This is a genomic window from Hymenobacter sp. (assembly GCF_036388155.1).
Taxonomy (GTDB): Bacteria; Bacteroidota; Bacteroidia; order Cytophagales; family Hymenobacteraceae; genus Hymenobacter.
The window spans coordinates 1-14,092 of the sequence record NZ_DASVSI010000139.1; the positions used below are offsets into that span (position 1 = coordinate 1).

The 14,092-nt window shown below is 64.5% G+C and carries 9 protein-coding genes; 2 read left to right on the top strand and 7 right to left on the bottom strand.

Translation table 11 applies throughout. From position 1 onward, the window contains the following. Positions 1–71: 71 nt before the first annotated feature. The 3 genes from VF629_RS19455 to VF629_RS19465 all read right to left on the bottom strand — a co-directional run bounded on the left by VF629_RS19455 (position 72) and on the right by VF629_RS19465 (position 4,880). Positions 72–2,900: a D-alanine--D-alanine ligase gene (locus VF629_RS19455; protein ID WP_331060172.1), complete on the bottom strand. Its 2,829-nt coding sequence runs from the start codon at positions 2,898–2,900 to the stop codon at positions 72–74. Between the two features lie 106 nt (positions 2,901–3,006). After that, positions 3,007–3,711 carry a copper homeostasis protein CutC gene (locus tag VF629_RS19460; protein WP_331060173.1) on the bottom strand — a complete coding sequence of 235 codons (705 nt, stop codon included), beginning with the start codon at positions 3,709–3,711 and terminating at the stop codon, positions 3,007–3,009. 152 nt (positions 3,712–3,863) lie between these two features. Beyond that, the gene (locus VF629_RS19465) at positions 3,864–4,880 is read right to left on the bottom strand and encodes a N(4)-(beta-N-acetylglucosaminyl)-L-asparaginase (RefSeq protein ID WP_331060174.1); all 1,017 of its coding nucleotides are present in this window, start codon (positions 4,878–4,880) and stop codon (positions 3,864–3,866) included. A gap of 227 nt (positions 4,881–5,107) precedes the next feature. On the opposite strand from VF629_RS19465, the gene VF629_RS19470 reads away from it, so the two are divergent. Continuing rightward, positions 5,108–6,298 carry a phosphoglycerate kinase gene (locus tag VF629_RS19470; protein ID WP_331060175.1) on the top strand — a complete coding sequence of 397 codons (1,191 nt, stop codon included), beginning with the start codon at positions 5,108–5,110 and terminating at the stop codon, positions 6,296–6,298. An 84-nt stretch (positions 6,299–6,382) separates the two neighbouring features. On the opposite strand, the gene VF629_RS19475 is transcribed toward VF629_RS19470, so the two are convergent. The 3 genes from VF629_RS19475 to VF629_RS19485 form a co-directional block, all read right to left on the bottom strand. Then, on the bottom strand, positions 6,383–6,733 hold the full coding sequence (locus tag VF629_RS19475; protein ID WP_331060176.1) for a hypothetical protein: 351 nt from the start codon (positions 6,731–6,733) through the stop codon (positions 6,383–6,385). Positions 6,734–6,880: 147 nt separating this feature from the next. Further along, on the bottom strand, positions 6,881–7,690 hold the full coding sequence (locus VF629_RS19480; protein WP_331060177.1) for an MbnP family protein: 810 nt from the start codon (positions 7,688–7,690) through the stop codon (positions 6,881–6,883). Between the two features lie 148 nt (positions 7,691–7,838). Then, complete coding sequence (locus tag VF629_RS19485) at positions 7,839–8,183, bottom strand: hypothetical protein (protein ID WP_331060178.1); 345 nt, start codon at positions 8,181–8,183, stop codon at positions 7,839–7,841. A 213-nt stretch (positions 8,184–8,396) separates the two neighbouring features. Here VF629_RS19485 and VF629_RS19490 point away from each other — a divergent pair, with 213 nt between their 5' ends. After that, positions 8,397–13,100, top strand: a complete 4,704-nt coding sequence (locus VF629_RS19490) for a M4 family metallopeptidase (protein ID WP_331060179.1) — start codon at positions 8,397–8,399, stop codon at positions 13,098–13,100. Positions 13,101–13,361: 261 nt separating this feature from the next. On the opposite strand, the gene VF629_RS19495 is transcribed toward VF629_RS19490, so the two are convergent. Continuing rightward, positions 13,362–14,000, bottom strand: coding sequence for a hypothetical protein (locus tag VF629_RS19495; protein ID WP_331060180.1), 639 nt, complete (start codon positions 13,998–14,000; stop codon positions 13,362–13,364). Positions 14,001–14,092: the final 92 nt, after the last annotated feature.

Here is a 14,092-nt window from a genome sequence, read left to right on the forward strand (position 1 = left end):
AGCAGTAACTCAATTGTTGAAAAGAGTAACTGGCGGCGAGCGAGATGCTGCGCTGCGCGCTGCATGACGGGTTATTTGGTTTGTTCCAATGCTGCCTTTTCCGTCCGCGCCTTGCCAAACTCCAGAATCCGGTCGATGAACTGGTATGGAGTGTAGCCGGCCAGCGCCGTTTGGTGGAAAATGCAGGTGGCGGGCGTCATGCCGGGCAGCGAATTGACTTCGATGATGAGTACCTCCACCGCACCGCCTTGGCGCACCCGCACAAAAGCATCGATGCGGGCGTAGCCCTGGATGTCGAGCACTTCGGCCACGCGGCGCAGCACGGCCTTCACCTCGTTGCTGATGCGCTGGCGCTCGGCCGCGTCGGCATCGTAGCGGGCGGGGGTGATGTTCTGGCCTTCGCCGGCCAGGAATTTCTCCTCCAGGCTCAGCACCTCGCCGGTGGCCAGCGCCTCGCTGGCCTCAAACACCTCGATGTCGAGCTGGCCGTCCTCGTCGTAGCTGGTGAGCAGCCCGCCCGTGACTTCCAGGAAATGCGCGGCCCCGTCGCGGCTGATGAGGGTTTCCACCAGGAAGGCATCCTTGCGGGGAAATTCTTCCTTGAAACCCAGGTTCAGCACTTCGGCCGGGCCGGTTAGCAAATCTTCTTCGGTCCGGAAAATCAGCTGGCAGAAGGCTTCCAGCTCCGCGCGGGTCTTGATTTTCTTTACCGCCGAGGAGCAGCCGTCGTCGGCTGGCTTGGCAATGAAGGGATAGGGGAATTGGGTTTCGAGGCCGCGGTAGAAGCTTTCAGTGTCGGCTTGCCACTCCAGCTTGTTGGCCATGCGGTGCTCGGCCACCAGCAGGCCGGCTTCGCGCAGGCGCTTGTTGGTTTCGAACTTGTTGATGGTGATGCTGCTGCTGGCCACGCCCGAGCCGTTGTAGGGCAGGTGAAATTTCTCCAGCTGCTGCTGCAACGCGCCGTCCTCGCCGGGCCGGCCGTGCAGCGCAATGAATACCTCGTCGGCTAGCTGGGCCAATTCCTCGAAGGAAATGCGGCGCGGCTGGGCCAGGGCCTGCCCGGCGTAGGTGCTGGTAATCACGCTGGCCTCGCGTCGAATGCGCTCCAAGATGGGGTGGGGCGCTTCGCCGGCCTCGGCGTGCTCAATCTTCTCGCGGATGTCGTCGGCGTTGTCCTTCAGCATCACGTTCACGGGCAGCACGTACAGCTTGTGCTCCGTGGCTGAGCCGGTGAGGAACACCGGCACCGGCGCGTACTTGGCCGACGAGCTGAGCTTCTCGTAAATGTTGCGCCCGCTTTCCACCGAAATGTGGCGCTCCGAGGAGTAGCCGCCCATAATCACGGCCACGCGAATGCGCTCGGTGGCTTCGTGCTGGCGGCCGGCCACGGCCGTATCGAGCTTGGCGAGCAGCTGCGCCAGCTTCACCGGCCGCAGGCCGGCCCGGCGCCGGGCCGCCAGTGAAGTCCGGACCAGGTAGGTGAGGAATTGCGAGGGGTTCAGCCCAATTTCGGCCGCTTGGTGGAAGAAGAACGAAGCCGGCAGCATGCCCGACGTCGTGTTCGGGTCGTTGAGGTAGAGGGTAGGAGGGTAGGAGGGCAGGAGGGTAGGAGTTGAGGTGGTTTCACCCTCGTTGCCTCTCACCTTTTTGCCCTCATGCCCTTCAACGACAAAGCCATCCAGACGTGCGTACACCTGGAAGCCGAAGGTGCGGAACATTTCCTCGCAAGCCTCGCGGATTTCCTGGATTTTCTCCTCGGGCAGGTCAATGGGCGTGACTTTGCGGGCCAGGCCGGGCAGGTATTTCGAGCGGTAGTCGAACATCTCCTCGCCCTTCACAATCTCCGTGGGGGGCAGGGCCAGCGGTTGGCCGTTGGGGTCTTCTACCACAATGCAGCTGAATTCGCGGCCGGCCACGAAGCTTTCCACCAGCACCTGGGTTTCGCCGTCCACGTTGGTCAGGAGCACCTGCTCGGCCGTTTCCAGTGCTTCGATGAGGGCGAAAAGCAGCGCTTCGGGGTGGTAGACAGTTGTTGGTTGTTGGTTGCCAGTTGTTAGGCCGGCGTTGGCACTGACAACTGACAACGGGTAACTATCAACTAAAACCGGCAGGCCAATGCCCTCGCGGATGTCGGTGAGGTGCTGTACCCAGGCCAGCCGGTCTTGCTGGCCGAGGCGCTGCCACTCTTCGCGGGTCACGATTTTGCGGAACAGGCTGCGCTCAACGGCCGCCTCGAACTTGGCCAGGTCGTCGGTTTTGAGGATGCTGACCCCGATACTGGAACCCTGGCGCGGCGCTTTCAGCACCAGCGGCAGGCCCAGCTCGCGCACCAAGTAGGAGAGGGTGGCGGCGTGGTCGGTGCTGTCCCATTCCTCGGCCTTGATGACGCGGAAGGTGGGCGTGGGGCGGCCCAGCGCGTGCAACAGGTTCTTCTGCGCAATCTTGTCAATACCAAAGGCCGACGGCAGAATGCCCGACCCGGAATACGGAATGCCCAGCCATTCCAGCATGCCCTGAATGGCGCCGTCCTCGCCGCCCGGCCCGTGCAGGGCCAGAAACGCGAAATCCATCAGCAGCGGCAGCTCCTCTGCTTTCACTTCGCGGCCCACCTTGGCAATGGCGTGGAATCGTTCCTCGTGGCTCAGCTCGCCCAGGCTTTCGATGTAGACCTGCAGGTGGTGCAGCGAAGGCGGCTGCGAGCTCACGGGCGGGTAAAAGTCCCGAATGGTGCCTTTGTAGATGTACTGCCAGTCGAGGAGAATGAACTGCCCGAGGCTGTCGACGAAGATGGGCACGGGCTGAAACAGCGCCTTGTCCAGATTATCAAAAACGGTGCGGCCACCGGCGAAAGAAATTTCCCGCTCGCGCGAAGTGCCCCCGAAAAAAATGCCAATTTTCATAAGTACTGCAAAGGTAAGAACCCGTAGCGCGGACTTTTAGTCCGCGTATCCACGCCGTGCGGATTCCGTTCGGGTTTCCGCCATCAATGCGGCCGAAAAGCCGGGGCTACATCAGCGCCACCAGCTCCGCTACCAAAGCAGCGTCCGTATCAAAACGTTCGGCCTGAAACAGCCCGGCGTCCGGCTCGGGCGGAAGCAGGCGTTTGGCGCTGGCGTGAAATTCCTGCGCGCCGGTGCGGGCGGCCATTTCCTGAATATTCGCCGCCGTAATACCCGCGGCGGCCATGACGCCGATGCGCCCGGCCGCCTGAGATACTAATGCCGCCAGCTGCGTTTGGCCCTCCACGGCCGTCGGTTGTCCACCGGAAGTGAGCACACGCCGGCAGCCCAACGCAATGACGTCCTCCAAGGCCTGAAACTGGTCGGGGCACGCATCAAAGGCGCGGTGAAAAGTTACTTCCATGCTGCCTGCCTGCTTTATGAGGGCTGCGCACTCGGCCATGGCCACGCGGCCAGCGGCAGTCAAGGCGCCGAGCACCACGCCGGCGCAGCCCAGCGCGCGGCACAGGTCGAGGTCGGCCCGCATGATGGCCAACTCCCCTTCGCTGTAAACAAAGCCGCCGGACCGGGGCCGAATCAAGACAAAAACCGGGATGCTCAGCTGCGCCAGCACCTCCCGAATCAGGCCGTAGGAAGGGGTGATGCCGCCCTGTTCCAAATTCTGGCACAGCTCAACACGATGCGCGCCGCCTGCCTGCGCCGCCAGCGCCGATTGCAGCGAAGCGGCGCAAATTTCCAGAGTTAAGGTCACGGAGCAAGCTTTATTAACCGTCCTGCCGAGCGCAGCCGAGGCATCTCGCGTGTGGTTGTAATTCTTTCCTTACGATTGGATTACTGCCTCGAGCGAGATGCCTCGGCTGCGCTCGGCAGGACGGTTTGTTTTTTGGTCAAATCCAGTTAGCTCTATTTCAGGAGAAACTCGCTGTCGCGCAAGACGGGCGTGGCGCTGGTGCTCACGGTGAAGTTGAAGCCTTTTTGCAGAGCAAAAGAACCGGTCTGTCCTTGTGTATTGATTGCAATGAAAGCCACCTGAATGTCCTTGGCCTTGGCGCCTTTGATGGCCGCAATGCGCTCCACGGCTTCCCGGCAGGCGGCTTGGGGCGAGCGGCCCTGGCGCATGAGCTCCACCACGGTGTGGGCGCCGGCCATGCGCACCACGTCCTCGCCCTGGCCGGTGGCGGCGGCCGCGCCCACGGCCGGGTCCACAAACAAGCCCGAGCCGATGAGCGGCGAGTCGCCTACCCGGCCGCGCATTTTGAAGCCCATGCCGCTGGTGGTGCAGCTGCCGCTCAGGCGGCCCTGCGCATCGAGGGCCAGCATGGCGATGGTGTCGTGGTTTTGGGGGCCGCCTACAGGGCCGGTGGGCCGGTTGCCGGTGTTCTCAATGTTCACCACTGGCTTGTAGAGGCTGGTTTTGAGCCATTCTTTGTAGGCCTTTTCCGCGTCGACGCTCAGCCTCTGAGGCTCTAAGGGAAAGCCTTGGGCCACGGCGAATTGCTGGGCGCCTTCGCCCACCAGCAGCACGTGCGGGGTGCGCTCCATCACGCGGCGGGCCACGCTGACGGGGTGCTTGATGCGTTCAAGCGCCGCCACGCCGCCGCAGTTAAACTTCTCGTCCATGATGCAGGCGTCGAGCGTCACGATGCCGTCGCGGTCGGGGTTGCCGCCCAGGCCCACGCAGCAGCCTTGCTCGGCCTCGGTCACCATCACGCCGGCCTCCACGGCGTCGAGGGCGTAGCCGCCGGCGCCCAGTATTTTCCAGGCGCCTTTGTTGGCGTTCACGCCCGCGTCCCAGGTCGAAATGACGACGGGTTTGCCCGCGGCCGGCACTGGCGGCAGGGCCGCTGCGGCTAGTGGAGCGGCCGCCAGCCCGGCCAAGCCAGCAGCAGAGGATTGCAGAAACGTCCGACGAGAGGCCATAAAGCAACGGGAAATGGTACCGGCGAAAGATACTGCGCGCCGCCATCTGCCACGTACTTTCGCCGACAGCGGCGCGACCCAGGGCAACTGGTGCGCCTCCATGCATCGTAAAGCGGCCCATCGCCGCGTCAGTGGCCGTCTTTGCGGGCTTGCTCCGAGGCAAGTCAGCGGAAATCTGGCGAAAGGCTGCACTTTTACATACTTAAAACACCAAGTCTCCACCTTTCATGAACACCCTCGATACCTACAACTTCGCCGGCAAGCGCGCCGTGATGCGCGTCGATTTCAACGTGCCGCTCGACAAAGACCTGCAGATTACCGACGACACGCGCATTCGCATGGCCACCCGCTCGGTGATGAAAATCCTGAACGACGGCGGTTCCGTGGTGCTGCTTTCGCACCTGGGCCGGCCCAAAGGCGGCTACGAGAAGAAGTTTTCGCTGGAAAGCCTCGTGGCCCGCCTCACCGAAGAATACGGCCGCGAAGTGCAGTTTGGCGGCGACGTGCTGGGCGAGGACGCCGCGCAGAAAGCGGCCACGCTGCAGCCCGGCCAGGTGCTGTTGCTCGACAACGTGCGCTTCTATAAAGAAGAGGAAGGCGGCGACGCCGAGTTTGCCGCCAAGCTGGCCAAGCTGGGCACCGTGTACGTGAACGACGCTTTCGGCACCGCGCACCGCGCCCACGCCTCCACGGCCGTCATGGCCGATTCCTTCGCGCCCCAGGACCGGGTGGGCGGCTACCTGCTGCAATCCGAAATCGACAACGCCAAGAAGGTGCTGGAGCAGGCCGAGCGGCCCTTCACCGCCATCATGGGCGGCGCCAAAATTTCGGACAAAATCCTCATCATCGAGAAGCTGCTCGACAAGGTCGACAATCTACTCATTGGCGGCGGCATGGCCTATACCTTCGCCGTGGCCGAGGGCGGCAAAGTGGGCAGCTCGCTGCTCGAAGCCGACAAGGTGGACCTGGCCCGCGAACTCATCCAGAAAGCCAAAGACAAGGGCGTGAACCTGGTGCTGCCCGCCGACTCGCTCATTGCCGACAAGTTCGCCAACGACGCCAACACCAAGGAAGCGCTTAACTCCGACATTCCCGACGGCTGGATGGGCCTCGACCTGGGTCCCGAAAGCCGCGAAGCTTTCGCCGCCATCATCCGCGACAGCAAAACCATTCTGTGGAATGGCCCCATGGGCGTGTTCGAAATGCCCAACTTCGCCAAAGGCACCGAGGGCGTGGCCCAAGCCATTGCCGACGCCACGGCCAAAGGTGCCTACTCGCTCATCGGCGGCGGCGACTCGGCCGCGGCGGTGCAGCAACTGGGCTTTGGCGAGCAGGTGAGCTACATCAGCACCGGCGGCGGCGCGCTGCTGGAGTACATGGAAGGCAAGGAGTTGCCCGGCGTGACGGCGCTGGGCTAAGGCCAGAGCGACGAGTTAAGAATAAAAAAAGCCCGCTGGCATTTTCCAGCAGGCTTTTTTTATTCTTAACTCGTCGCTTTCAACTCATTTCGCTTCTTTCTCCAGCAGCTGCAGCAGCTCGTCGGCGGCATTCTCTACGTCGGTGTAGCCTTGCTGGGCGGCGCGCTCTTTGGCGGCAATGAGGCCGTCGCGGTGCACGGTGCGGAAGTCGCCGTAGGGAAAGTGGTAGCGGCCTTTGGTGTCCTCGCCCTTGCTCATGTCGAGGCCGAGGTGCCAGTTGGCGTATTCCTCCATCTCATGTTTTTCCAGGAAGGCATTCTCCTCGGCCGTGTCGGGGTTGTGCTCGCCCCACTGGCCCTGGTCGTTCTTCAGTTTGCCGTCCTGAATGAGGCGCCGGGCGTAGGCCACGGCCTGCGGATTGAGGGAAATGCTCATGGGAAAGAAAGGGTTTGTGGACCCTTGCCTACGCGACCCGCGGCGGCGGGTTCCCAGCGTTCAGCTTTTCCGGTGGAGCAGGTGCTTGGCTTGGCTGAAGGCGTTCAGCGACGCATTTCGTAGCACCGGGCCAGGTGTTCAGCCGGCCTAGTTGGCCTTGATTTCGGTGACGGAGAACATGCCCGCGGCCAGGTTGTCGGCCAGCTTGGCCACGGCCGGGCCGCTCATCTTGTTGTACACGGTGGCAAAATTCACCGGGTTCAGGAAGGGCGGGTTGGCCACCGTCGGGTTGGGGCCGTTGAACAGCTTGCTGATGTCGACCTGCACGCGCACTTCCGGCGACTGGCCGGGCCGGACGAGCAGCTGGCTGCCGGCCGGAAAGGGCAGGGTCACGGTGCGAATGGTGTTGTTGGCCACGCCCTTGTAACCCGCCAAGTGGAAAATCAGGCCCGTGGTGGGCGACTTTGGCGAGCGGCCCTCCAGCTTGAGGTTGATGAACTCCGGGCCGTTCATGGTCCAGAGCATGCCGTTGTTGCCGTCGAGCACGCCCGTGAAGTTGCCGGCTTTGGTGCGGGCGCTGTCCACGCCCACGGTGAAAGACACCTTGGTGAAGTCGCCCGCGGGCACGTCTTTTATGGTCAGGCCGTGCGAAGCGGGGGCCGCCTGGTCGACCAGGAAGTAGCTGTCGGGCACGGCATAGGTGCTGCCATTGGCGCGAATGAGCTGCACGTTGGAGATGTAGTACCTGAAGGTGCTCACGGTGAAGTCGTCACCATTGGCGTTTTTGTAGGTGGCGGCGTTGAGCACCAGCGGAGTGAAGCGGGTGACGTTGGCGGCGTCGGTGGCGCTCACGCCGTTGTCCATGCGCAACGTGAACTCGCCCTTCTGGACGGTGGGCACTTCTTTGTCTTTCTCGCAGCCGGTCAGGCCCGCGGCCAACAGCGTAAAAACACTCATAAATGCGGTAAACGAGAAGTTTTTCATCGAAAATGGGGAATATACTGGATTGCTTGATGCGGGTGGCGCGGAGCCGCGCGTCGCTGGCCCACACAACGGGTGGCCAACAAGGGGCGAATCATCCCGCGAGCGAGGACTCAACCCAAAATCAAGCCAGTAGGAGGGGCGGGCGAAACACGTCGGCGCCGGGCGCCAGTGGGGAGGCCCCCACGCGCAAGGCGGGGTAGCACCGGGCCGGCAGCGGCCACCGCTGGGGCAGGCACAGGGCCAGGGCTGCGGTGGGCAGTACCTCGTATTTTACTTTGCCAACTACGCCGGCCGGGGCTTTGTTGTCGTCCCCGTCGGCTTTGCGCAGCTGCTTGGCCAAGTGGCACTTGCCGTTGCACGCCAGCTGGGGGCGGGCCTTGTTCACGCAGTATAGCTCGGTGATGCGGGCCTTATTCAACGCGTAGTCCAGCACCAGCACTTCCCGCCCCAGGGTTTGGAGCAGCATGAGCGCGGCGAGGAAAAAAGCGAGAAATCGATTCACGGGCGAGCCAGCGGGCAAAAGCTTTCCTAACAAAGGTAAACGGCACCCATAAAGTTATGAAAAAATCCTTGGTCTGAGCGCAAGCCGTGCGGGCCTCGCTGCTTGCATGTACCAGTGCCGGATGTGCCGAGCCGGCCTGTATCTTTAAGCACCACTTCGCTAGATTACCATTTTTCTATGATTCAACCTTTACGCGCTGGATTGCTGGGCGCCCTGCCCTTGCTGGCTGCTGCCACCGTAGCCGCCCAAACCATGCCCGCCGATGGCACCCCGCAGCTGCGGCGCCTGGCGGCACCGTCGGCGGCCGCGCTGCGGCAGCAGCCCCTGAGCAGCCGGCAGCTGCTCCGCCAGGAGTTGGCCCTGCGCCCCGCCGACGACCTGCGCCCCCTGCGCGTGGAAACCGACGAGCGCGGCCAAGTCCACGAGCGGTTTCAGCAGTTTTTCAACGGCGTGAAAGTGGAGCACGGCGTGTACACCGTGCACCGCGCCGCCGGGGTGCTCAGCGGCGAGTTCAAGCCGGTGCCCGCTGGGCTGAGCACCAAGCCAGCCCTGTCGGAAGCCGTGGCGTTGCAGCGCGGCCTGGCCGCCGTGGGCGCCCGCCGCTACATGTGGGAAGACCCCGCCGAGGAAGCCGGCCTGAAGCGCCAAACCCAACGCCCCGCGGCCACCTACCGCCCCGCCGGCGAGCTGGTGCTAGTGGAAGACTACCGGGTGAACGAACCCGCGCAGCGCCCGCTGGTGCTGGCCTGGAAGTTTGACATCTACGCCCAGCAGCCCGAAAGCCGCGCCTGGGTGTACGTGGACGCGCGCACTGGGGCCGTGGTGCTGCAAGATGCCATCATCAAGCACGCCGCGGGGCTGGGCAGTCCGGCTAATGCGCCGGCCCGCCGCGTGGCGCCCACTGCCCGGCGCGGGCCCACGGCTACGGCCACGGGCACGTTTGCCACGCGCTACCTGGGCAGCCGGCAGGCCGATACCGATTCCAACAACGGCACTTTCCGCCTGCGCGACTACACCCGCGGGGCAGGCATCGAAACCTACAACCTGCGCAATGGTACCAACCTGGCCAGCGGCACCGATTTCACCGACGCCGACAACGACTGGACCGACGCCGAATTCAACAACACGGCCAAAGACAACGCCGCGCTCGACGCCCATTTCAGCTCGACGCGGGTGTACGATTATTGGCTGACGGTGCACGGCCGCAACTCCTGGGACGGCCTGGGCGGCAAGCTGATTAACTACGTGCACTTCGCTTCCAACTACGACAACGCCAACTGGAACGGCACCGCCATGCGCTACGGCGACGGCGCCACGCAGTTCTCGCCCCTCACGGGCCTGGACGTGTGCGCCCACGAAACCGGCCACGGCGTGTGCCAGGCCACGGCCGGCCTGGTGTACCAGAGCGAGTCGGGGGCGCTGAACGAAGGCTTTTCCGACATCTGGGGCGCCACCATCGAAAACCACGTCGACCCCACCAAGCAAACCTGGATAATAGGGGAGGACATCACCCGCAATACGGGCGGCCTGCGCTCGATGAGCGACCCGCTGAGCACGGGCGTGCTCTCGTCGTGCCCCGCCAACTACCGGGGCCGCCGCTGGAACTTCGGCAGCACCGACAACGGCGGCGTGCACACCAACTCGGGCGTGCTCAACCACTGGTACTACATCCTGAGCGTGGGCAAAACCGGCGTGAACGAGCAGCAGCAGGCCTACAGCGTCACCGGCATTGGGCTGGCCAAAGCGGCCCGCATTGCCTACCGCACCGAGCGCCTCTACCTCACGCCCAACTCCGACTACCGCTCGACGCGGGTGTTCAGCATTCAGGCGGCCACCGAGCTGTACGGGGCCAACTCCCCGGAAGTGGCGGCCGTGACCGAGGCGTGGTTTGCCGTGGGCCTGGGCACCAGCGTCACGGCGCCCGCCGGAGCCCAAGCCCAATGCGCCCCCGACGACGCGGCCGTGCTCACGGCCACGGCTTCGGCCGCCAGCCTGTGCGCCGGCAGCGTGCTCAATCTCACGGCTACGGCGGCTTACCCGGCCACGCGCCGGCTGCGCAACCTCAACTCCACGGCTTTGCCCGACGGGGCCACGTCCTTTACGTCGGTGCCGGTGTACAGCACGGCCATCAGCAGCGGGGCCACGTTTCAGCACGGCCTTGAGGGCATCTACCGCAGCTACAGCGGAATTGTGGGCGTGCGGGTCCGCCTGCGCCACGCCCAGCCGGGGCAGGTGGCCTTGCGGCTGGCCGTGAACAGCAGCGGCGCCATCACCTACCTCAACCTGGCCACGGCCCTGCCCGCCACCACTGGCAGCGCGCCCGCCACCCTCGACCTCACGTTTGCCGACAACGCGTCGGCGCCGCTGCCCGCCACGCTGGCCGGCACTGCCCTCACGGGTACCTACCAGCCGGCGGCGGCATTTTCCAGCATCGCGCCCAGCGGCAACCTCACCGTTATCAACCTCGACGCCCAGGACAGCCAAGCGGGCAGCACCGGCACCGTGGAACTGGTAGAGCTGCTGTTTGCCCGCGCGGCCGCCGATGTGCCTTCGGTGCGCTGGGTGGGCCCGGGCGTGGAATCGGCGGGCCTGACGGTGCAAACCCGACCCGCTGCGCCGGTGGGCGGCGGCACGGCCACCTACCGCTACACGGTGCTGGCTTCCGACCCTTACTTTGGCTGCACCAGCTCCCAAGACCTGACCGTGACCGTCAGCCAGCCCGTGCTGGCGGCCGCGGCCCTGCAACCCGACCTGTGCGCCGGCCGTGGCCAGGCCTTCGGCCCCGTTGCGCTGCGCGTAACCGCCGACGACAGCGTGGCCGGCCAGACCTACCAGTGGACCGGGCCCGGCGGCTACGCCTCTGCGGGCAAGCGCCGCGGCACCACGCCGGCCACTGGGGGGCGCCTTCGCTACACCGTGAGCACGGCCACGCCCGGTTCGAACTGCTCGAACCAGCAAACGGTGGTGGTGACGGCCCGCCGGCCCGTGGCTGCCCAGCCCGTGGGCACCGATACGGTGGCTTGCGCGGGCGGCACGGTCCGGCTGCGCAGCCGCCTGTTTGAAAACCAATTAGCAGGTCCTTTTCGGTTTACGGGCAGCGTCCAGATTCCCGACAACAACCCCGTGGGGGTGCGCATCCCGCTCACGGTGGCGGGCTCAGCCGAAAGCTTTTTGGAGCTGCGCGGCATTCAGGTGAGCCTCACCCACACCTACACCGGCGACCTGACCCTGTACGTGGAAGCGCCGGACGGCACGCGCGTGCTGCTCAGCCGCATGAACGGCGACGACGGCCGCAACTACCAGAACACCCTGTTTGTGGATTCGGTGGGCGCGCGCAAGCTGAGCGGCGGCACGGCCCCGTTCCTGGGTACCTGGCAAGTAGACGAACCCACCGGCTTTGCCAAGCTGCGCACCGTGGCCCACAACGGCACGTGGAAACTGTTTGTGGTCGATGCCGGCCCCTCCGACGTGGGCCCCGTGACGGCCTGGAGCCTGGTGACGCGCGACAACGCCACCGCCTGGAGCGGACCCAACGGCATCGTGGCCACGGGCAGCAATGCGTTGGCCGCCGTGCCCGCCGCGACGGGCCGTTACCGGTACATCGGCGTTACCAGCGTCGGCGGCTGCACCTTCCGCGACACCGTGGACGTGCGCGCGGCCCTCACTTCTTCCTGGCAAGCCCGCCAGAACACCGACTTGGCCCTGGCCGCCAACTGGCCCTGCCTGCCCACCTCCACCACCGACGCCGAAGTGCGCGGCGCAACCAACGCCCAGCCGGTGCTGAGCAGCGGCCTGGTGCAAGTGCGCAACCTGACCCTGCGCGCCGGCACCACCCTGGCCCTCAACGGCGGCACGCTGGAAGTGTACGGCAACCTGACCCTGGAGCCCGGTGCTACTCTCGGCGGCACCAACGGCACGCTCAGCCTGCGCGGCGCGACTGTCACGCTCACGGCCCCGGCCGCTACCTCCCTCGTGGTGCCGCGCTTGCTCGTGAACCTACCCGCGGCCACCGACACCGCCCGCCTGGCCCAAAGCCTGACGGTGGGTCAGGCGCTCGTTATGCAGCGCGGCGTGCTGAAAACGCAGTCTTCCGCGCTGACCCTGGCTATCAACTCCTCTCCGTTGTTGCCTGGCAGCACTGTAGCCTCCATTACCGAAACTGCTGACTCCTATGTCTCGGGCCGGGTGCTGGCCTCGTTGACGCGCGTCCCTGCCAGCGCCAGCACCGTGTCTGATTTTGGTGGCCTGGGCTTGAGCTTTAGCCAGATTGGCGTTGGCGTATTCAATTTAACTCGCGTGACCGACCAAGCCATTGGCCGCGCGCCGGCCCGCACCAGCATTCGGCGTAGCTATTACCTGGACGCCATTACGCAGGCCACTACGCCGGCCATTGTGCGCCTGGCCTACCGCGACGCGGAATTGAACAACCTGGCCGAGGCCGACCTCCAGCCCTTCAGCTCCAATCCGCTGGCCGTGCCACTGGTATGGCAGCCACTAGTACGCACAGGCCAGGATGCCTCCCTGAACTACGTGGAATGCAGTGCCCTCCTTTCTGGCGGCTTCACTTTCACCCTGAGCACGCCCACTGCCATGCTGCCCACCCGCGCTGCCGCACCCACCGGTTTTGCCGCGCAGGCCCAACCGGTGCCGTTTGGGGCAGCTGGTTTCTCGCTGGCGCTGCAAGTTACCCGGCCGCAGCCCAGCGCCAGCGTGGCCGTCTACGACCTCACCGGGCGCTTATTGGTGCAGCGCACGCTGGCCGTGCCCAGCGGCTCAAGCACTGTGGCCCTGCCCGAAACCGGCCAGCTGGCAGCGGGCGTCTACGTCGTGCGCTTGACGCTGGGCACCGAAACCCAAGTGCTGCGCGTGACGCGGGAATAGCAACTGGCACACATTTCTTCTCTATGATGAGTTGTCCGAATTGATAAGGAAAGCCGCCAGAACCATGTAGAGACGCGACCCTTCGCGGCTCCGGGACCGCGCTAAATAGAATCGTTCAATGCCGAGACGCGAAGGGTCGCGTCTCTACAGCAAACACCCTGAGACAGAATCTCACAAAGCAAAAGCCCCGACTCTGCGCAGAGTCGGGGCTTTTGCTTTGTGAGATAAGACCTGCCCAAAGATTCAAGCAAGTAGCGTGAGTTAATTCAGATACGGCGACTCCAGCTCCTGGCCCATGCTCTTGAGCGGGTCGGTGCTGCGGCGGCCGGTGAGGCGCGTGGACAGGGCCTGCGCTTCGCGGGCGCTGAGCACGTCGAGCTCGTGCAGCCAGGCCACGCGGCGCAGCTGCGGCTCGATGAATCCGAGCGGGTTGACCTGGCCGTATTCGTCGCGGAGGTAGGTTTTGGTGCGGCGTTCCAGCTCTGCGACCAGCGCCCGGAATTGCTTGCGCTGCCAGGGCCGGCCGGCCAGCGTCACGGCCAGGTGGGCGGTTTGCAGGCGGAAGGTGCACCACTGCTGCTCAAACCGCAGCCACATGGCCAGAACATTCAGGCCCAAAATCAGCCACCAGAAGTAGAAGGAGTAGTTGGCCTGTCCCGTGCTGAGCCATTCGCGCCAGGGGCCACTGCCCAGCACCAGCAGGAGCAAGCCGGTTAGCACCAATTGGTTGGTAGGAATGTGGCGGTGCTCGCCGGACCGGATGGGCAGAATTTCTTCGTATGGCACTTCGGTCTCGAGGGTGGCCACGCCTTGCGGGTTACGCTTGCAGACATATAGGCTTTCGGCACGCAAGGCAATGTGCGTGGTGCCCAGGAAAAGCTGTTTTTGGGTGAAAATCATCAAAAAGAACGCAGGATGCCGACACCGCGGCGGCAGGTAGTACAAGAACAAATGTAGAGACGCGCTTGTCTCAAAGCCGATGAAAAAGAAGG

What these genes read in the sequence shown, in the direction of transcription:
- VF629_RS19455 (WP_331060172.1), bottom strand. Translation starts at nt 2,900, where the DNA reads ATGAAAATTGGCATTTTTTTCGGGGGCACTTCGCGCGAGCGGGAAATT.
- VF629_RS19465 (WP_331060174.1), bottom strand. Translation starts at nt 4,880, where the DNA reads ATGGCCTCTCGTCGGACGTTTCTGCAATCCTCTGCTGCTGGCTTGGCC.
- VF629_RS19470 (WP_331060175.1), top strand. Translation starts at nt 5,108, where the DNA reads ATGAACACCCTCGATACCTACAACTTCGCCGGCAAGCGCGCCGTGATG.
- VF629_RS19475 (WP_331060176.1), bottom strand. Translation starts at nt 6,733, where the DNA reads ATGAGCATTTCCCTCAATCCGCAGGCCGTGGCCTACGCCCGGCGCCTC.
- VF629_RS19480 (WP_331060177.1), bottom strand. Translation starts at nt 7,690, where the DNA reads ATGAGTGTTTTTACGCTGTTGGCCGCGGGCCTGACCGGCTGCGAGAAA.
- VF629_RS19485 (WP_331060178.1), bottom strand. Translation starts at nt 8,183, where the DNA reads ATGCTGCTCCAAACCCTGGGGCGGGAAGTGCTGGTGCTGGACTACGCG.
- VF629_RS19490 (WP_331060179.1), top strand. Translation starts at nt 8,397, where the DNA reads ATGATTCAACCTTTACGCGCTGGATTGCTGGGCGCCCTGCCCTTGCTG.
- VF629_RS19495 (WP_331060180.1), bottom strand. Translation starts at nt 14,000, where the DNA reads ATGATTTTCACCCAAAAACAGCTTTTCCTGGGCACCACGCACATTGCC.